The sequence below is a fragment of the Flavobacterium sp. YJ01 genome (genome assembly GCF_029320955.1).
Taxonomy (GTDB): Bacteria; Bacteroidota; Bacteroidia; order Flavobacteriales; family Flavobacteriaceae; genus Flavobacterium.
On record NZ_CP119757.1, the window covers coordinates 3,475,543 to 3,493,549 of the forward strand.

Consider the following 18,007-nt stretch of genomic DNA (forward strand, 5'->3'; position numbering starts at 1 on the left):
TTCCGAAGAATTTGAATTTCTTAATTATTTTATATCTTTCAAATAAGCTTCTCTAACTTTCTTAAATAGATTAGATGAGTAAACGAATTTGACAATATCTTTGTTGTCGGTTACGAAAATCTCTTCTTTTGTTCCCTGCCAAGCTTTTATTCCTTTCTTTAAAAAGACAATATTTTCACCGATTTCCATCACAGAGTTCATATCGTGTGTGTTGATTACCGTTGTAATATTATATTCTTTTGTAATTTCCTGAATCAAATTATCAATCAAAGTTGAAGTATTTGGATCAAGACCAGAGTTTGGTTCATCACAAAATAAATACTTCGGATTATTTACAATCGCGCGGGCAATTGCCACACGTTTTTGCATACCTCCAGAAATTTCAGAAGGCAATTTTTTATGTGCTTCAACAAGATTTACTCTTTCTAAAACAAAATCAACACGCTCTTTGATTTGTGCCTTAGTATTATTGGTGAACATTCTCAACGGGAAAGCTACATTTTCTGCAACTGTCATCGAATCAAATAATGCAGAACCCTGAAATACCATTCCGATTTCAGTTCTCAATTCACGTTTTTCATCTTTGTCTAAATCAGAATAAACTCTTCCGTCAAATTCGATTGTTCCAGAATCTGGTGTGTGAATTCCTAAAAGTGTTTTTAATAAAACTGTTTTTCCAGATCCACTTTGTCCGATAATCAAATTGGTTTTTCCAGTTTCAAAAACCGTCGAAACGCCTTTTAAAACTTTACTATCGCCAAATGATTTTTCTATATTTTTTACTTCTATCATTATCCTAATAATAATTGAGTTAATATATAATTAAAAAGAATGATACAAACTGATGTCCATACAAACGAAACGGTACTTGCTTTACCAACTTCAAGTGCTCCACCTTTCATATAATATCCATGAAAAGACGGAATTGTAGCTAATAACATTGCAAAAATCAAAGTTTTAATGAATGCATACGTAATATGAAACGGAATAAATTCCATTTGAGCTCCAGCAATAAAATCCTGACTTGTTGAAAATCCGCCATAAGCAGAAGCAAGCCATCCTCCAAAAATTCCCAAAAACATACTGATGCAGATTACAAAAGGGTACATCAATAAAGCTACAATTTTTGGAAAAACAAGATAGTTTAATGAATTAACTCCCATAACTTCTAAAGCATCAATTTGCTCTGTAACACGCATTGTTCCGATACTTGATGTTATGTAAGATCCCATTTTTCCGGCCATAATTACCGAAATGAAAGTAGGAGCAAACTCTAGAATTACAGATTGACGTGTAGCAAAACCAATTAAATATTTTGGAATTAATGGGTTAGTTAAGTTAAGTGCTGTCTGAATAGCAACAACTCCTCCGATAAAGAAAGAGATAAAGCAAACAATTCCAAGTGAGTCAATAATAAGATCATCGATTTCTTTAAGAATTAGACTTTTCATAACAGGCCATTTAGTCTGTTTATTGAAAATTTCTTTCAGCATTAAAAAATATCTCCCAATTTGGGATAAATAACGAATTAGCATCATAATTTTTAAATATTGGCTAAATTAAGGATTAGTTTACAGTTTACCGTTTCAGTTTGCAGTTTTTTAATTTTTTTTAAGATTAAAAAAGCTTTTGTATCATTTTCTGTAAACGATAATTTCTAATGAATTTAGCTTGTTCGGATGTAACTAATAAAGGAGTTTTGGCGCTTTTTGCTTTCAAAAATCCTTTGATATAGTCTAAAAATAGAAATGGCTTTTTCTTCATCATTGCTAATTTTGCCGAAGCAATTGCCGTGATCCAAAAACCATAACCTAAAGTATAGAAAGCTTCGCCTTGTTTATAACGAGCTGTTTTATTGTAATTAGCGCCAGTTGGCTTTAAGTGTTTTACATGTAAAGATTCGTCGGTAACAATTTTCCAATCATAATATTTACACAATAATTCATCTACAGTGTCCCAACCCATTGCAGGTTTTAAACCGCCAATTTGCTGAAAAGTTTCTTTTCTGTAAGCTTTCAATGCACCGCGAATATGATCTTTATCGGTTAGATTTTCTAAAACCCATTCTCCGTTTTTATCAATATAACAGAATCCGCCAACCATTCCGATTCTTGGATCTGATTCGAAATGTTTGATTATAGTTTCAAAATAGTTTGAAGGAAAAATTAAATCGCCGTCAATTTTTACAATAATATCATAATCAGAATCTAAAGTTTCAAAACCTTTCTGAAAAGCCTGAATTACTTTACTTCCCGGTAAATGAATCGCATCTGAAGTTTTATTGACAACTGAAATATATGGATTTTCTTTTGCAAAACTTAGTACAACTTCTTCGGTTTTATCTGTAGAATTATCATTTACAACCACAACTTTTGAAGGCAAAACAGTTTGAGAAACTAAAGATTGTAAAGTTAAGCCAATTAAATCTTGTTCGTTGTGCGCGGGAATGACGATGTAGTATTTCATTTTAAGAATTTTAGATTTTAGATTTTAGATTTTAGAATGTTTGAAAGCATCTATAAATCAAAAATCAAAAATCGTTAATCTGCAATCTTAGTTCTTAACTTTTTCTGCAACAACAATATAATATCTAGGAGTAAAATATCTTAATAATGGTCTGAAACCGAATTTCTTTACTGGATGTGTAAATTGCAGACGATCTGTTATTTTCCAGCCTGTTTTTTCTAAAAGCCAGTCTAATTGCCAGTCTTCAAATTCATGGTAATGTCTGTCCCACATATCAGTTTTAGAACGATATGCTGGTGAAAACCATAAACGCAACGGAATTGAAATTAACAATTTATCACATTTCACGTTTTGTAAAATGGTGTATGGATTTAATAAATGTTCGAAAATTTCAAATGCTGTAAAAACAGTATAATCTTCTGTTTGTAAAGCCGTGTGATCGTTATCTAAGTCTTCGCCTTTTGTGTTTTTTACGGTATAACCATTTTCTTCCATTATTTTAGAAAACGGATTTGGTACGCCAAAATCAAAAATGGTTTCGGATGTTTTAACGTGTTTTTGTAAAAACTCTAAAGTAAGTTTGAATCTTTTATTCGGAAATGTTTTTTCGTACATTTTTTATTTTTTATCAGCAAAGGCGCAAAGATACTAAAAAAGTATTCAGTGTTCAGTTTTTAGTATTCAGTTGCGGAGCTAAGTTTGAAAAATAAATTTCTCTCAAAGAGGTAAAGTTTTGATCAAAAAATAAACCATATAAGTAATGTAAGTTCAATTAAGTAAAAACTTAAAATATCTTATATTACTTATATGGTTTAGAAAACTTTGTGACTTCGCTCCCGATAGCTATCGGGATTGCGAGATTATTTTACTGCTTTTAAAAGAAAACTTAATTTATTTTAATAACGATAAACAAAGGCATTAATATTCATTCCCGCTCCAACTGAAGCAAAAATTACAACATCGCCCTTGTTGATTTCGTGGTTTTCAATTTTTCCTTGAAGAATCAAATCGTATAAAGTAGGAACTGTTGCCACACTGCTGTTTCCTAAATCGTGAATACTCATTGGCATAATGTCTTTAGGTGCAGTTTTGTCGTATAATTTGTAGAAACGTTCGATAATCGCTTCGTCCATTTTTTCGTTTGCCTGATGAATCAGAATTTTTTTCACATCGTCGATGGCAATTCCACTTTTGTCTAAACAGCTTTTCATAGCTAGTGGAACATTACTTAAAGCAAATTCGTAAATTTTGCGGCCATACATTTTAATGTATTTAATATCTGGATCTAAATCTGGATTATAAGATTTTCCGAAGAAAAGATAATTCGCTTCATCATTAGCGTAAGTAGCGCTTTCGTAAGCTAGTAATCCAGCTTCGTCTGTTGAAGCTTCTAAAATAGAAACTCCTGCTCCGTCTGAATAAATCATCGAATCGCGATCATGATCGTCAACAACTCTTGAAAGTGTTTCTGCTCCAATCACCATTACTCTTTTTGCCATTCCAGATTTTATGAAAGCATTGGCTTGAAGAACACCTTCAATCCAGCCTGGACATCCAAAAAGAATATCATATGCCACACATTTAGGATTTTTAATGCCTAATTTGTTTTTAACACGAGTAGCTAAACTTGGAAGAATATCTGTTTGATGTGTTCCTGTTTTTACATCACCAAAGTTGTGTGCAAAAATAATATAGTCTAAGGTTTCTGCATCGATATTGGCATTTGCGATTGCTTTTTCGGCTGCAAAAAAAGCTAAATCAGATGCTGTATATTGAGGTTCAGCATAACGGCGATTTTCGATTCCAGTAATGCCTTTGAATTTTTTTATAACGACTTCGTTCGGATAACCAAAAGGAGTTCCATCCTCATTTAAAAAAACATGCTTATCAAAATCTGTGTTTTTTACTTCTAAATTAGGAATATAACTCCCAATACCAATAATCTTTATTTTCATTTCCTTTTAATTATCCGATAAATTTAGTGCTAATGTATAAATAATATTATGATAACTATCATAAAAAATAGTATGCATGCATATAATTATGAAATAACAATTTTTTGGAAGATATATTGTGTTTCTTCTAATGATTTTTTAATATTTCCTATATTTCAAACGATTGAAGGCGATTTCGAAAATGAAATTTTTTTGCTTTTATTTTAATTTCATGATGATAATTTCACAAAAGATTAGCGGAAAGTTATGTTTCTTTAAATAAGATTTATTCTTTGTTGTTTGGTTTAAAAAAGTTTCAGATTTCAGGTTTTAAGTTATGCTAGAACCTGAAACTTGTAACAAAAAATAAACCCGACAGGTTTTGAAATCTGTCGGGTTTGGATATTTATAAGAAAACTAATTTTTAGCTTTCCATGTAAGCTTCGATTGGAGCACAGCTGCAAACTAAATTTCTGTCACCATAAGCATCGTCTACACGACGAACAGATGGCCAGAATTTATTGTCAGCGATGTAATCTAATGGATAAGCCGCTGTCTCTCTAGAATAAGGGAAATCCCAAGAATCAGAAGTTAACATTGCTAATGTGTGCGGTGCATTTTTCAATACGTTGTTTTTATCATCGGCAGTTGCTGCTTCGATTTCTTTTCTGATTGAAATAAGCGCATCACAAAAACGGTCTAATTCTGCTAAATCTTCAGATTCAGTTGGTTCAATCATTAAAGTTCCAGCTACAGGGAAAGAAACCGTTGGAGCGTGGAAACCGTAATCCATTAAACGTTTTGCAATATCACCCACTTCGACCCCGTTTTCTTTAAATGCACGACAATCTAAAATCATTTCGTGAGCCGCTCTTCCGCATTCTCCAGTATAAAGAATTGGGTAGTGTCCTTCGAAACGAGATTTCATGTAGTTTGCATTCAAAATCGCATGTTCTGTAGCGCTTTTTAATCCTTCAGCTCCCATCATTGTGATGTAACCGTAAGAGATTAAACATACTAAAGCTGATCCGTAAGGTGCAGATGAAATAGCAGTAATTGCCTGTTCACCACCAACTTTTAAGATTGGGTTTGTTGGCAAGAATGGAACCAGTTTTTCGTTCACACAGATTGGGCCAACTCCAGGTCCACCACCACCGTGAGGAATAGCGAATGTTTTGTGTAAGTTTAAGTGACAAACGTCAGCGCCAATTGTAGCAGGATTTGTTAATCCAACTTGCGCGTTCATGTTTGCACCATCCATATATACTAATCCGCCATTATCGTGGATTAATTTTGTGATTTCAATAATTGAAGATTCGAAAACTCCGTGAGTTGAAGGATACGTAACCATTAAACAAGATAAATCATCTTTGTGTTCAATCGCTTTTTCTCTTAAATCTTCTACGTCTATATTTCCTTCTGGAGTTGTTTTAGTAACAATGATTTTCATTCCGGCCATCGCTGCAGAAGCAGGATTTGTTCCGTGAGCCGATGAAGGAATCAAACATACATTACGGTGACCTTCGTTTCTTGATAAATGGTAAGCACGAATCGCCATTAAACCTGCGTATTCTCCTTGTGCTCCAGAATTTGGTTGTAAAGTTGTTCCGGCAAATCCAGTAATTACATTTAATTGCTGCTCTAATTTTTTAAGCATTGTAATGTAACCTTCAGCTTGCTCAATTGGTGCAAACGGGTGAATGCTGTTCCAGTTTGGCATAGAAAGAGGTAACATTTCAGAAGCTGCGTTTAATTTCATCGTACAAGAACCTAATGAAATCATCGAGTGATTCAACGATAAATCTTTACGCTCTAATTTTTTGATATAACGCATCAACTGGCTTTCTGAATGATGATTGTTGAATACATCATGAGTCAAGAAAGATGAAGTTCTTTCCAATGAAGCTGGTAATTGGCTTGCAGAAGTTAATTCAGAAACCGTAATAGTTTCTTTTCCTAAAGCCTCAGCAAAAATCGCGACGATTTGGTTGATGTCTGCAACAGAAGTTGTTTCGTTTAATGAAATTGAAACTGATTCAGCATCAGGGTAGAAGAAGTTCACTTTGTTTTTCTCAGCAACTGCTTTTACTTTTTGAGCATCAGCTTTTACTAAAATTGTGTCAAAGTAAGCTGTGTTTGTTTGGAAAACTCCTAATTTGTTTAAAGCTTCAGCAGTTGTAACTGCAGATGCGTGAACTTTATTTGCAATATATTTTAATCCTTCTGGTCCGTGGTAAACCGCGTACATTCCAGCCATAACTGCCAATAAAACCTGAGCAGTACAAATGTTAGAAGTCGCTTTTTCACGTTTAATGTGCTGTTCACGAGTTCCTAAAGCCATACGTAAAGCACGGTTTCCATTAACATCAACAGAAACTCCGATGATACGACCTGGCATCGAACGTTTGTACTCATCTTTAGTTGCAAAAAATGCAGCGTGAGGACCACCATAACCCATTGGTACACCAAAACGTTGTGAAGTTCCAACTACAACAGCAGCTCCCATTTCTCCCGGAGAAGTTAAAGTCGCCAATGATAAAATATCAGCAGCAAAGGCAACTTTGATTTCGTTTTCTTTTGCTTTAGCAACAAAAGTACTATAATCGTTTACCTGACCGTATTTTCCTGGATATTGTAAAATCGCTCCGAAGAATTCATTTGAAAAATCAAATGTTTCGTGGTTTCCAACAACTAATTCAATTCCAATTGGAGTTGAACGAGTTTGAAGTACAGATAAAGTTTGAGGTAAAATTTCTTCAGAAACGAAGAATTTATGTGTATTGTTTTTCTTTTGATCTCTAGTTCGAACGTCAAATAATAACGCCATAGCTTCTGCAGCAGCAGTTCCTTCATCCAATAAAGAAGCGTTTGCAATTTCCATTCCTGTTAATTCGATAACAGTAGTCTGGAAATTTAAAATCGCTTCTAAACGACCTTGCGCAATTTCTGCTTGGTAAGGCGTATAAGCTGTATACCATCCTGGGTTTTCGAAGATATTTCTCTGAATTGGAGCCGGAACAATAGTTGGGTGATAACCTAAACCAATGTATGATTTAAATGTTTTGTTTTTCTTCCCTAAGTCGCGAATATGATTTGCAAATTCGAATTCTGTCATTGCAGGATCTAAATTCAAAGGCGCTTTTAAACGAATATCGTCCGGAAGGGTTTCATAAACAAGTTGTTCAATCGAGTCAACACCAATGGTTTGTAACATGTGTTGAAGATCAGTTTCTCTTGGACCAATGTGTCTTAAAGCAAAAGCATCTGTTTTCATTTGTAGCAGTCTATTTTTTAAAGATCAAAAGTAATTTGCCGAGCGTTTTATTTGACGTAATCTAATGCTACACAAGGTTTATTACATTTTAAAGTAAATGTGTTGTTTTTTTGTGGCGCAAAATTAAGTATTATTAATAATTTAATGGGTATTTTTAACTTCAATTTTTGTCAATTTTCTAACTAAAGAGTTGATTTGTTACCAATTGATTAGATTTCGGAATATGAAACTTCTAAAACAAATATTGAATTTTTATTTAAACAGTAGTATTCACGTGGCTTTGTCGTGTTATGCTTTGGTGCGAATTACGTTTCATGTATTTCATATTCAGTACGATGAGCCAATGGCGTTGTTTGTTTTTTTTGGAACAATTGTAGGATATAATTTCGTAAAATATGATGCACTTGTTCGAGTAAAGAAAAACCCAATCGGAACGCAACTTAAAATTATCGCTGTTTTGAGTTTTATTTCGCTCATTTTAGTTGGCTATTATTTTTTTCATTTAAAGCGAATTACTCAAATTGTTTCGGTTGTAATATTTCTGATAACAGCACTTTATACTTTGCCATTTTTTCCAAACCGAAGAAATGCCCGAAATTGGGCTGGCGTAAAAATCTATATTGTAGCAATCTGTTGGGTTGGAGCAACTTTAGTTTTGCCTTTAATAAATGCTGAAATTCCGTTTACAACAGATTTCTTTATCAAATGCATTCAGCGATTTGTTCTGGTTTTTGTTTTGATATTGGTTTTCGAAATAATCGATTTGGCCAATGACGATCCGCATTTGCAAACCGTTCCGCAGACGATCGGTATAAAACGTACTAAGCTTTTAGGATTTTTGCTTTTAGTTCCGTTTTGGTTTCTCGAAGTTTTTATATCAACTTTCAATTATCATGATGCCATAATTAATTTGGTCATGGTCATTATGTTAACCCTATTTATTCTGTTTGCCAATACAAATCGTTCCAAATATTATACTTCTTTTTGGGTAGAAAGTGTGCCGATTTTTTGGTGGTTAATGATTGCGTTTTTTTAAAATCAATTTTTGTGCGTGTCCCTCCGGGCCGGGCTATCCGCTCCAAGTCCTCGCACTTCCTTCGTCAGGCTGTGGGCTATCCGCTTCTATCCCTCACGCAAAACGTAAAACGAGAAAATTCATTTTTAAAAGAAGATTGTGTTTAAATATTGGGCTTTGCCAAATTAATTTGTTAAAATCTGCGAGAGCAAAAAATAATAATCTATTTCGTCTTTTGTTCAGCAAGCGCTTTATTCAAATCAGCTTTAGCTTCATTTAGTTTTTTTCTTTTTTTATCGATTTTCTCTTTGCTTTCGTTGTCTTTAATAGCTTTGTTCAAATCGGCTGTTCTTTCGTTTACTTTTTGTTGTTTTTCTTTTACCTTTTTGTCAAGATCTTTGTTTACAGTTTTGGTGCTGCAATTTTTCTTAGTTTGAGCAATTGCGTCTTCAATTCCTTTTATCTGACTTTGATTTCCAGCTTTTTTTGCTGCAGCTAATTTTGTGTTTAATTCACATAATTTTCTTTCGCATCCTTTTAAAGTTGTACAATTACTTTGAGCAAATCCAATAAAAGAAATTGTAAAAAGAAGTGTCGTTAATATCGTTTTTAATTTCATACGCATGTTTTTTTGATTTGATATTCACTCATTGATAAAAATGAATTACTTATAAAAGTAAGGAATTTATCTTAATAGAGTTTTTCCGAAACATCTTTCAAAACCTTATTTCTTTCCAAAAGAAAATTAGTAAGATGCTTTTCTAAAAATAAAATATCAAAAAGTTCTCCAAGTATCCCAAACGGAGTTTCATATTGCAATTTATCTTTCATTATTGTAAAACCATTTTCTTCTTCAAAAAAATGTTCATGTTTAAAAGATTTGAATTTGCCTTTTTCCATTTCATCCACAAAATAATCATACAAATTCATTGCCGTAATTCGGCTTTTGTGAGTGAGATAAAATCCGAAATGTTTGCCACGCCAAGTTACCGTTTCGTTTAAATTTATTAAACCAGAAGTTACGCCATCAATTGCTTTTTCTTTTGTTGGACTTGCAGATCGCTGGTGAATATCGATATTTCTTGAGGCGTCAAAAACGATTTGTTTTGAGGCATTTATTTTGGTTGTGAGGTTTATGGTTGGCATTGAATTTAAGTTTAGTTTTCTACAATCTTGTCATTTCGACGGAGGAGAAATCTTCGTAAGTAGCTCCGTACAGAATGTCGTCAATCTTTGTAGAGTTACTTACGAAGATTTGCTTCGCCTGTTCGCTATCGCTCGAGTCTCCTTCGTCGAAATGACAAATAAGACGTTAAATCAAATCTTTAAAAGTTTTTTCAATATCTCCAAACTTAAATCGAAACCCATTTTCTAAAAGTCGTTTCGGAACTACGTTTCTGCTTTTCAAAACCAATTCCGTTTCAGTTCGAATAAAAAAAGAACCAATTTCCAAAAAGAATTTATTCATCGGAATTCCAAAAGGAAAACCAACTGCTTTTCTAAGTTTCTGCATAAAATCAGCATTTCGAATTGGTTCTGGAGAAACAATATTGATAACGCCAGATATTTCTTTTTCAATAATAAGATCAATTGCATTTGCAAAATCGTCTTCATGAATCCAACTTATAAACTGATTTCCTTTTCCTTGTTTTCCACCAAAACCAATCTTTGCTAAAGTCTTCAACGGAACAAAAGCGCCTCCATCTTTTCCTAAAACAATCGAAGTTCGTAATGCTGTTTTCAATGTATTTGGAGTTTCAGTTTTAAAGAATGCTTTTTCCCAAGAAAGCGCCACATTTATAGAAAAGTCATTTCCGATTTCACCGTCAACTTCATCCATTTGTTTGTCTAAAGAAAAACGATAAATAGTTGCCGTTGATGAATTCAGCCAATGTTTTGGCGGATTTTCACAATTTACAACTGCTTTATTTAGAATTTTGGTGCTTTCAATTCGAGATAAAAGAATCTCTTTTTTGTTTTCTTTCGTATAACGGCAATCAACAGATTTTCCTGCTAGATTAATGAGTACTGTTGCGTTTTCTAATTCCTTTTCCCAACCCGAAAAAGTTCTGGCATTCCAGTTTACATATTTAATTCCGTCAATTGTTTGAGATTTTCCTCGTGTTAGAATTACAATTTCTTCATATTTATTTTTGAAATGATTGATTAAAACTTGTCCAAGAAAACCTGTTCCTGCTGCGATTATGAGTTTTTTCATTGGTTGTATGTTTGGTTGCCACGAATTACACGAATTTACACGAATTATTTTTTGCCACAGATTAAAAGGATTTTAATGATTTTTACGCAATTGATAATCCGAATAATCACTTTAATCTGTGGTAAAAATTATAAAAAGAAATTTGTGAAAATTCGTGTAATTGCTTCGCCTGTTCGCTATCGCTCGAGTCGTGGCACACCACTTTTATATATCTAAAATTAAAAGCAAAGCAAGAATTCGATAAAGAATCCAAGTAAAAGATAAATAAAAAGGAAGTTTTAAAAGTTTTACCCTTCTAAAATGTTCCAAAAACATAATCAAAACCGTCATTCCAAACCAACCTAAAATAATTGTTTGTGGAAGCTGGAAAAACTGATTCACAATTAAAATAGGTGTTAAAATCAAACTTCCAAATAAAGAAACGGTCATTAAATTTCCTGCGTAATTTAGAATCGTTTTTTTATCAAATCTAAAAAGGAATAAACTTTGAAAAACAATTTGTCCAAAAGCCAAAATAATTTCTCTGGTAATATTAGACTTTGGTAGATTCAGAATCAAATTAGAATATCCAAATAAAATAAAACTTGTTACAGTCAAAGCAAAACTAATAAACAGAAATCTATATTTATAATTGAAATCTGGCGTGCATTGCAATTTGTTTTCTTCTTTTACATTTCCTGGAATAATTACTTTTCTGTTATAAGAAACAAAAGAATACATTTTTTTTAGGATAAAATGAATTGGTTTTATTGTCGCAATTTTTTCAATTAAAGGGAAAGAAAATCCAACCACTTTTATGAGACTGTCAATTCCGTAAGTAACAGTTTTGGTTTTATTATCTACCAAAGCGATTTCGTTTGGAGCACGTTTCAAGTCCACAAAATTTTGTTCTTCAGCAGATAATTGACAATACGATTTTCTTCCGTTTTCATCAAGCATTCCACTTTTTACAAATCCAGTTGTGTATAAACTGCAAAGCGGACAATCTTCATCATAAAGTAAGGTTTGGTTTTCTAACGTTTTCATGATTTTTGGTTTTAAAGATGAATAGTTTTAAGCGTATAATTTTTCTTCTGTAGAAATCAACTCAATTTTTCTTTTGTTTTTAACCGTGATTTTTGAGCCTTCTGCTAAGAAAACTGAAGTTGGTTTTTGAGTTTGAAGAAATCCAAAATCGCTTCCATAATTTTTTTCGAAATCAATATCAATTCGATGATTTAAAACTTCAAATTGTTTCCATCTTGGATGCGTAACTTCATATTCAAAAGTTTTTTCTTCGTCAATTTTAGTATATCCGAAATAATGTTCGGTAATAAATTCGGCTTCAGAATCAATTTCGATTTTGCTTAAATTTCTTTTAGTTTCAATTTCAATGGTATTCCATTCTTTACAATTTTTCCATTGATAAATAAAAGTATTTGTATTTATATTTTCAATGATTTCATGTCTCATTTTCTGAGTTTCATAATGTTCCTGATACAAAGTATTAGCAATAAAAGTGATTGCTTTTTTAGGAACAATTTCTTTAATAAAAACCACACCGCGTTTCCATTCTCCATTTTCGAAACGTTTTACATAAAATCTCAAATTCACTTCTTCAAAATTGACATGAAAAGGAACTTTCAATCCTAAAACTTTGGTGTTTTTAAACATAAATCCGACCAAACTGACGTAACATTTGTTGTTCCAAATATCAATCTCAGTTCCTGCTGGGAGATATTTTTCTAAAATTTTAGCATCAACTTCATAATTGAAAAGTGCTAAATTTTTCCATTCTGCTTTTAAGAAGTTCATTGGTGAGCTTTTTTATAGATTAATATTGATAGATAAAAGGCTAGTATAGGAGGTACTCCGAATAGTATATAGTTTAAAAAATTATATAACTCCAATTTAGAAATCACTACAAGGGAAATGAAGAAAAGAAAAACACTCACTACATATATTTTAAGATTTTTATCTTGAGGTTCATTAACTAACATTTTTATTCCAATAATTACTTGAAATATTCCAATAGGTATTAGTGCAAGCATTGCAATTGATATAAAGCCAATGTTAAATGTTGCGAGCAAACAGAAGAATAATGGGAATCCAACAAAAAAATAATTGAAGTAATTAATGTTTTTTATAGTTATTGATTATTTTAAACTTTCAGAAATAATTGAAAGTTTGAATTAAATTTTTTTAGTTTGAAGATTTACTTCATCATTTTTATAACTAATTTTCCCAACCAGTTATCATTAAATTCAGTCATTTTATCCAGCATATTATCTGCTTTTAAAACGAAATCATACAATTTAGTAGTTTGATCTACAAAATGTTTTTCTTCTGCCGAATCTTTTGCTTCAATAGTCGAAACTTCTTTTAAGATTTTCAGCGTTGGTTTGATTTCTCTTTTACTTCTTTCTCTGGAAATTTTTACTGCCAGTTCGTCTAAATCTTTTTCTGCTGTGAAAAATTCTTTTCTTTCGCCAGCTTTATATTCTTTATAGACAATTCCCCAATCCATTAAACCTCTAAGGTTCATACTTGCATTTCCACGAGAAATTTGCAATTCTTCCATAATGTCTTCCATAGAAACAGGTTCGTTCGAAACCATCAATAAAGCGTGGATTTGCGCCATCGTTTTATTAATTCCCCACTGAGAACCTAATGCTCCCCAAGTTTGTACGAACTTATTTTTTGCTTCTTTGAATTCCATAATTCAAATGTAAGTAAAAGTTTTTAAACTTTCAAAAATAATTGAAACTTATTTAACAAATTATAAAGTTATGTTAATTCAAACCTTGAAATTTTTGATTAACTGATGATACAGCTATTTTTGTAAAAATCACATTTATGGAATTATACTACACCTTTTCAATACTTATTGTATTGGCTTCTTTCTTCGCCTATTTAAATTTAAGATTTTTAAAACTTCCAGGAACCATCGGAATCATGATTATTGCGATGTTAGTTTCTGTCGGAATTCGTCTTTTAGGAGATTCTTATTTTCCTGCAACCACCAAACATTTTTTTGATTTAATAAAACAGTTTGATTTCAACGAAATCCTGATGGGAGCGATGTTGAATTTTCTTTTATTCGCAGGAGCGTTACACGTAAATATTTCTGATCTTAAGGAACAAAAAGTTCCAATTATGATTTATTCGACGGTAAGTGTCGTCTTATCGGCTTTAATCATTTCTATGCTGCTTTATTATATCGCACCACTTTTAGGAATAAAAATCCCTTATGTATTTTGTTTGGTTTTTGGAACCTTAATTTCACCAACCGATCCAATCGTAGTTTTAGGAGTTCTAAAAGAAGCTAAAGTTCCTAAAAGAATCGAAACCAAAATTGTTGGAGAATCTTTATTTAATGATGGAGTAGCAGTAGTAATGTTTGCTGTTGTTTTAAAATTAGCAACCGATCCAACATTTGATATGAGTTTTGGTTCTATCGCTTGGCTTTTTGCTAAAGAAGGTATTGGCGGACTTTTATTAGGAGCAGTTTTCGGATTTACTGCATCAAATGTCATGAAGAAAATTGACGATTATAAGGTTTCGGTTTTAATAACACTTTCTATCGTAACGGGAGGATTTTTAATTGCTCAAAGTCTGCACGTTTCGAGTCCGCTTGCAATGGTTGTTGCCGGATTGATTATTGGAAATTATGGTAAAAAAGTTGCCATGAGTGAAGTCACCAAAGATTATCTAGGTAAGTTTTGGGAACTGATCGATGAGATTTTAAATGCGGTTTTATTCCTTTTTATTGGTTTTGAATTATTGCTACTTCCAGATTTGAACAAACAATTACTGACAGGTTTTGTAGCTATTTTTATTGTGCTTTTTTCAAGATTAACCTCTATAGTTTTACCGTGGAAATTCTTCGATATCTTTAAATTCTTCGGAATCAGATCTGCTTATAATAAAGGATCTTTAATGGTTTTGGTTTGGGGAGGAATTCGCGGTGGAGTTTCTATTGCTTTGGTACTTTCTATGCCGGAAGGAGAATATAAAAACCTGCTTTTGGAGGTAACTTACATTGTGGTGTTGTTTTCAATTGTTATACAGGGACTTACCGTTGGGAAATTAGCTAAAAGAGTTTTGGAGAAGGAATAGAGAAATAGAATCAAGAATCGAGAGAAAAGAAAATAGATGCTAGAATAAAGAATTTATTTTAAAACTTAAAAATGGACTGACTCAATTTTGAAGCAGTCCATTTTTTTAATGCTCCAGCGGAGCAAAATATTTATAGGAAATATGGTTTTCAATATAAAAAAGCTCCAGAGGAGCGATATTTTTATTTGATATTTTTATCGCTTATCTTCTTTAGAATAATTAGATTCTCCGTTAATATTAATTTCTCCGCCTAAAAAATGAGGCTCACGATTTCTCAAAACATCAAAAAAAGATTTAAAAACCGAACCGTATTCTCTAAACTTAACATAATTGTAACCCAAGTATTCTCCTTGATTTGCAGAATAACCAGCAGATTTAATTCCGAGTTGTTGTCCGATGTAAATCGCACGATTCAAATGATATTCTTGCGAAATTAAAGTCGCTTTTCTAATCTTGAAAATATGTTTCGCACGATACATTGTCGAATATGTATCGAAACCAGCATAATCAATAAAGATTTTTGTGGTATCAACTCCATGATTAAAGCAGTAGTTTTTCATCACCGTTAATTCGTCATATTCTTCACGGCCGTTATCTCCAGAAAGTAAAATTTTATTGATGCGTTTGGCTTTCCAAAGCATAATTCCGGCATCCAAACGATCTTTTAAATATTTACTTGGCTGATCTCCGTTAATTCCAGCTCCAAAAATAATTCCGACATCATTTTTAGGGAATTTTTTAATTGAATAATGAATGTATTTCTTAGTAGAAGATTTTACATAGTAATTTACTGAAACGGCAGCAATTAATCCAATAATTGCAAGATAAAGGGCTATTTTGAAATATTTTTTCACGGCTTGTATTTGTAAGATTATGATTTAAAAATACGAAGATAACTAAAGTAAAATCAAATAAAAAACCGAAGCATTTCGGCTTCGGTTATAATCTGAAATCTAATTTTTAAAATCTAAAATTAAAGTAATCCTGCTCTTTTCAACAAAGCTTCAGGTTTTGGTTCTTGACCTCTAAAACGTTTGTATAAAGTCATAGGATGTTCTGTTCCTCCTTTTGAAAGAACATTGTCTTTGAATTTCTTAGCAATTTCTTCGTTGAAAATTCCATTTTCATGGAAATATTCAAAAGCATCCGCATCCAGAACTTCAGCCCATTTGTAGCTGTAATATCCAGAAGAATAACCACCTTGGAAAATATGAGAAAATGCTGTACTCATTGCATTTTCTTTTACATCAGGATATAATTGCGTGTTAGCAAATTGTTCCGTTTCGAAAGCTTTTAAATCTGTAATAGAAGTTGGATCTTGTCCGTGCCATGCCATATCTAACAATCCAAAACTTAATTGACGCAACGTTGCTAAACCTTCTTGGAAACTCGCACTTTCTTTAATTTTTTGAACATATTCAATCGGAATAATTTCTCCCGTTTCATAATGATTCGCAAACAAAGCCAAAGCTTCTGGTTCGTAACACCAATTCTCCATAATCTGACTTGGTAATTCTACGAAATCCCAGTAAACAGAAGTTCCAGATAAACTTGGATAAACCGTATTTGCTAACATTCCGTGTAAACCGTGTCCAAATTCGTGAAATAAAGTGGTTACTTCATTAAAAGTCAATAAAGATGGTTTTGTTTCAGTTGGTTTTGTAAAATTACAAACGTTCGAAATATGCGGTCTTTCGTTTACGCCGTCTTTTACATATTGCGATTTGAATGAAGTCATCCATGCGCCGTTTCTTTTTCCTTTTCTTGGGAAGAAATCTGCGTAGAAAATAGAAACTAAATTGTTATTAGCATCTTTTACTTCGTAAGTGGTAACTTCTTCATGGTATTTATCGATATCAAAAACCTCGGTAAAAGTTAAACCGTATAATTTTTTGGCAACGGTAAATGCACCGTCTAAAACTTTTTCTAATTGAAAATAAGGTTTCAGTTTTTCATCATCTAAATTAAAAAGCTGTTGTTTTAATTTTTCAGAATAATAAGCGCCGTCCCATTTTTCTAACTGTTCGATTCCGTCTAATTCTTTCGCGAAAGCAGTTAATTCTGCAAATTCTTTTTGAGCCGCTGGTTTGGCTTTTGCCAATAAATCATTCAAAAAAGAAAAAACTTTCTCTGGACTTTCGGCCATTCTTTCTTCCAGAACAAAATGTGCATGTGTTTTGTAACCTAATAAATTGGCTCTTTCATGACGAAGTTTGGCAATTTTTAAAACATTTTCTTGATTGTCGAATTCATTATTCTGAAATGCTTTTGCTCCAAACGCAATTGCCATTTTCTTACGCAATTCGCGATTATCAGCATAAGTCAAAAACGGAACATAACTTGGATGATCTAAAGTGAAAATCCAGCCTTCTTTTTCTTGGTTTTTAGCTAATAATCTTGCCGCTTCGATTGTACCTTCTGGCAATCCAGAAAGATCTTTTTCATCAGTCAAATGTAATTCGAAATTATTGGTTTCTGCCAAAACATTTTCGCCGAACTGCAAACTCAATTTCGATAATTCTTTGTCGATTTCCCGTAATTGATTTTTCTTGTCTTCCGGCAAATTAGCTCCGTTTCTGGAGAAGCTTTTGTATTTTTTATCTAATAAAGTCGTTTGTTCAGGATTTAAACCTAAACTTTCTTTTTGCTCGTAAACCGCTTTTACTTTTGCAAATAAATCAGCATTCAAACGAATGTCATTTCCAAATTCTGAAAGTAAAGGCGAAACTTCCTGAGCAATTTTCTGCATTTCGTCATTCGTTTCAGCCGAATTCAAATTGAAGAAAATACTCGAAAGACGATCTAAAATATCACCCGAAAAATCCATTGCGACAATGGTGTTTTCAAAAGTCGGTGCATCTGGATTATTTACGATTGCATCAATTTCGGCTTTAGCCAAAGCAATTCCTTCGTTGAAAGCAGGAACATAATCTTCGATTTTAATTTGCGAAAAAGGTGCGGTGTTATGTTTGGTATTGAAGTATTGTGTTAAAACGCTCATG

General features: G+C 32.5%; 16 protein-coding genes. 2 read left to right on the forward strand and 14 right to left on the reverse strand.

Annotated elements, in window-relative coordinates; translation table 11 throughout:
• Nucleotides 1-24 precede the first annotated feature (24 nt).
• The 6 genes from P0R33_RS15200 to gcvP all read right to left on the reverse strand — a co-directional run bounded on the left by P0R33_RS15200 (nucleotide 25) and on the right by gcvP (nucleotide 7,674).
• Nucleotides 25-792, reverse strand: coding sequence for an ATP-binding cassette domain-containing protein (locus tag P0R33_RS15200; RefSeq protein ID WP_276172017.1), 768 nt, complete (start codon nucleotides 790-792; stop codon nucleotides 25-27).
• On the reverse strand, nucleotides 792-1,538 hold the full coding sequence (locus P0R33_RS15205; RefSeq protein WP_276172018.1) for an ABC transporter permease: 747 nt from the start codon (nucleotides 1,536-1,538) through the stop codon (nucleotides 792-794). The genes P0R33_RS15200 and P0R33_RS15205 overlap by 1 nt, the downstream gene beginning before the upstream one ends.
• 79 nt (nucleotides 1,539-1,617) lie before the next feature.
• Nucleotides 1,618-2,466 (reverse strand): glycosyltransferase family 2 protein, encoded by an 849-nt coding sequence (locus P0R33_RS15210; protein ID WP_276172019.1) that lies wholly within the window; start codon nucleotides 2,464-2,466, stop codon nucleotides 1,618-1,620.
• 87 nt (nucleotides 2,467-2,553) lie between these two features.
• Entirely contained in the window at nucleotides 2,554-3,081 is a 528-nt protein-coding gene (locus P0R33_RS15215) for a methyltransferase (RefSeq protein ID WP_276172020.1), read from the reverse strand.
• A gap of 281 nt (nucleotides 3,082-3,362) precedes the next feature.
• Nucleotides 3,363-4,421, reverse strand: coding sequence for a ketoacyl-ACP synthase III (locus P0R33_RS15220; protein ID WP_276172021.1), 1,059 nt, complete (start codon nucleotides 4,419-4,421; stop codon nucleotides 3,363-3,365).
• A gap of 403 nt (nucleotides 4,422-4,824) precedes the next feature.
• The gene (gene gcvP / locus P0R33_RS15225; protein WP_276172022.1) at nucleotides 4,825-7,674 is read right to left on the reverse strand and encodes an aminomethyl-transferring glycine dehydrogenase; all 2,850 of its coding nucleotides are present in this window, start codon (nucleotides 7,672-7,674) and stop codon (nucleotides 4,825-4,827) included.
• A 223-nt stretch (nucleotides 7,675-7,897) separates the two neighbouring features.
• On the opposite strand from gcvP, the gene P0R33_RS15230 reads away from it, so the two are divergent.
• Nucleotides 7,898-8,710 carry a hypothetical protein gene (locus tag P0R33_RS15230; protein WP_276172023.1) on the forward strand — a complete coding sequence of 271 codons (813 nt, stop codon included), beginning with the start codon at nucleotides 7,898-7,900 and terminating at the stop codon, nucleotides 8,708-8,710.
• A gap of 202 nt (nucleotides 8,711-8,912) precedes the next feature.
• Here P0R33_RS15230 and P0R33_RS15235 read toward each other — a convergent pair whose 3' ends face one another.
• The 6 genes from P0R33_RS15235 to P0R33_RS15260 form a co-directional block, all read right to left on the reverse strand.
• A complete protein-coding gene (locus P0R33_RS15235; protein ID WP_276172024.1) occupies nucleotides 8,913-9,308 on the reverse strand; it encodes a DUF1090 family protein in 396 nt (131 codons plus the stop codon).
• Nucleotides 9,309-9,379: 71 nt separating this feature from the next.
• Nucleotides 9,380-9,835, reverse strand: a complete 456-nt coding sequence (locus P0R33_RS15240; RefSeq protein WP_276172025.1) for an SRPBCC family protein — start codon at nucleotides 9,833-9,835, stop codon at nucleotides 9,380-9,382.
• 166 nt (nucleotides 9,836-10,001) lie between these two features.
• Nucleotides 10,002-10,907 (reverse strand): TIGR01777 family oxidoreductase, encoded by a 906-nt coding sequence (locus P0R33_RS15245; RefSeq protein ID WP_276172026.1) that lies wholly within the window; start codon nucleotides 10,905-10,907, stop codon nucleotides 10,002-10,004.
• Between the two features lie 204 nt (nucleotides 10,908-11,111).
• On the reverse strand, nucleotides 11,112-11,933 hold the full coding sequence (locus P0R33_RS15250; RefSeq protein WP_276172027.1) for a hypothetical protein: 822 nt from the start codon (nucleotides 11,931-11,933) through the stop codon (nucleotides 11,112-11,114).
• Between the two features lie 27 nt (nucleotides 11,934-11,960).
• Nucleotides 11,961-12,701 carry a DUF2071 domain-containing protein gene (locus tag P0R33_RS15255; RefSeq protein WP_276172028.1) on the reverse strand — a complete coding sequence of 247 codons (741 nt, stop codon included), beginning with the start codon at nucleotides 12,699-12,701 and terminating at the stop codon, nucleotides 11,961-11,963.
• A 400-nt stretch (nucleotides 12,702-13,101) separates the two neighbouring features.
• Entirely contained in the window at nucleotides 13,102-13,605 is a 504-nt protein-coding gene (locus tag P0R33_RS15260) for a MarR family transcriptional regulator (protein ID WP_129054171.1), read from the reverse strand.
• 137 nt (nucleotides 13,606-13,742) lie between these two features.
• Between P0R33_RS15260 and P0R33_RS15265 the strand changes: the two genes are divergently transcribed.
• A complete protein-coding gene (locus P0R33_RS15265) occupies nucleotides 13,743-15,005 on the forward strand; it encodes a sodium:proton antiporter (RefSeq protein ID WP_276172030.1) in 1,263 nt (420 codons plus the stop codon).
• Between the two features lie 194 nt (nucleotides 15,006-15,199).
• Here P0R33_RS15265 and P0R33_RS15270 read toward each other — a convergent pair whose 3' ends face one another.
• The gene (locus P0R33_RS15270) at nucleotides 15,200-15,859 is read right to left on the reverse strand and encodes an ElyC/SanA/YdcF family protein (RefSeq protein WP_276172032.1); all 660 of its coding nucleotides are present in this window, start codon (nucleotides 15,857-15,859) and stop codon (nucleotides 15,200-15,202) included.
• A 119-nt stretch (nucleotides 15,860-15,978) separates the two neighbouring features.
• Complete coding sequence (locus tag P0R33_RS15275) at nucleotides 15,979-18,006, reverse strand: M3 family metallopeptidase (protein WP_276172033.1); 2,028 nt, start codon at nucleotides 18,004-18,006, stop codon at nucleotides 15,979-15,981.
• Between the last annotated feature and the right edge of the window lies 1 nt (nucleotide 18,007).

What these genes read in the sequence shown, in the direction of transcription:
- P0R33_RS15260 (WP_129054171.1), bottom strand. Translation starts at nt 13,605, where the DNA reads ATGGAATTCAAAGAAGCAAAAAATAAGTTCGTACAAACTTGGGGAGCA.
- P0R33_RS15265 (WP_276172030.1), top strand. Translation starts at nt 13,743, where the DNA reads ATGGAATTATACTACACCTTTTCAATACTTATTGTATTGGCTTCTTTC.
- gcvP (WP_276172022.1), bottom strand. Translation starts at nt 7,674, where the DNA reads ATGAAAACAGATGCTTTTGCTTTAAGACACATTGGTCCAAGAGAAACT.
- P0R33_RS15220 (WP_276172021.1), bottom strand. Translation starts at nt 4,421, where the DNA reads ATGAAAATAAAGATTATTGGTATTGGGAGTTATATTCCTAATTTAGAA.
- P0R33_RS15275 (WP_276172033.1), bottom strand. Translation starts at nt 18,006, where the DNA reads ATGAGCGTTTTAACACAATACTTCAATACCAAACATAACACCGCACCT.
- P0R33_RS15215 (WP_276172020.1), bottom strand. Translation starts at nt 3,081, where the DNA reads ATGTACGAAAAAACATTTCCGAATAAAAGATTCAAACTTACTTTAGAG.
- P0R33_RS15235 (WP_276172024.1), bottom strand. Translation starts at nt 9,308, where the DNA reads ATGAAATTAAAAACGATATTAACGACACTTCTTTTTACAATTTCTTTT.
- P0R33_RS15240 (WP_276172025.1), bottom strand. Translation starts at nt 9,835, where the DNA reads ATGCCAACCATAAACCTCACAACCAAAATAAATGCCTCAAAACAAATC.
- P0R33_RS15205 (WP_276172018.1), bottom strand. Translation starts at nt 1,538, where the DNA reads ATGATGCTAATTCGTTATTTATCCCAAATTGGGAGATATTTTTTAATG.
- P0R33_RS15255 (WP_276172028.1), bottom strand. Translation starts at nt 12,701, where the DNA reads ATGAACTTCTTAAAAGCAGAATGGAAAAATTTAGCACTTTTCAATTAT.
- P0R33_RS15245 (WP_276172026.1), bottom strand. Translation starts at nt 10,907, where the DNA reads ATGAAAAAACTCATAATCGCAGCAGGAACAGGTTTTCTTGGACAAGTT.
- P0R33_RS15210 (WP_276172019.1), bottom strand. Translation starts at nt 2,466, where the DNA reads ATGAAATACTACATCGTCATTCCCGCGCACAACGAACAAGATTTAATT.
- P0R33_RS15200 (WP_276172017.1), bottom strand. Translation starts at nt 792, where the DNA reads ATGATAGAAGTAAAAAATATAGAAAAATCATTTGGCGATAGTAAAGTT.
- P0R33_RS15230 (WP_276172023.1), top strand. Translation starts at nt 7,898, where the DNA reads ATGAAACTTCTAAAACAAATATTGAATTTTTATTTAAACAGTAGTATT.
- P0R33_RS15250 (WP_276172027.1), bottom strand. Translation starts at nt 11,933, where the DNA reads ATGAAAACGTTAGAAAACCAAACCTTACTTTATGATGAAGATTGTCCG.